1 protein-coding gene is annotated in these 249 nt (G+C 44.6%); it reads right to left on the reverse strand.

All coding sequences use genetic code 11. The annotated features are described in order from the left end of the window. Nucleotides 1-187 (reverse strand): TnpV protein (locus tag DXB44_RS14965; RefSeq protein WP_243111199.1); only part of this gene is annotated, 187 nt, incomplete at its 3' end. Nucleotides 188-249 lie beyond the last annotated feature (62 nt).

Genomic DNA, 249 nt, shown 5'->3' on the forward strand with positions numbered 1-249 from the left:
CAATCTCTAACAGGTGTGGATACAGCTTCTCGCTCATCAGCAGTTGGTTGTAGAGAATGGGGCGATGTTCCTTTAGGTAGGATTTTCGCATTCTGCCGTACTTGCCGATAGAAGTTTCCGGCTGTTCAGAAAGTTTTAGGTTGGGTATATCATAATCTCCACAACGAATGTAAGTCAACTTACTCATATTCATTCTCCTTTACTTCGTGATGATTAGACTGCTGCGCTGGCTGCTATGCTGCCTTTGCG

The organism is Faecalibacterium sp. OM04-11BH (genome assembly GCF_003482185.1).
GTDB lineage: Bacteria > Bacillota > Clostridia > Oscillospirales > Ruminococcaceae > Faecalibacterium > Faecalibacterium tardum.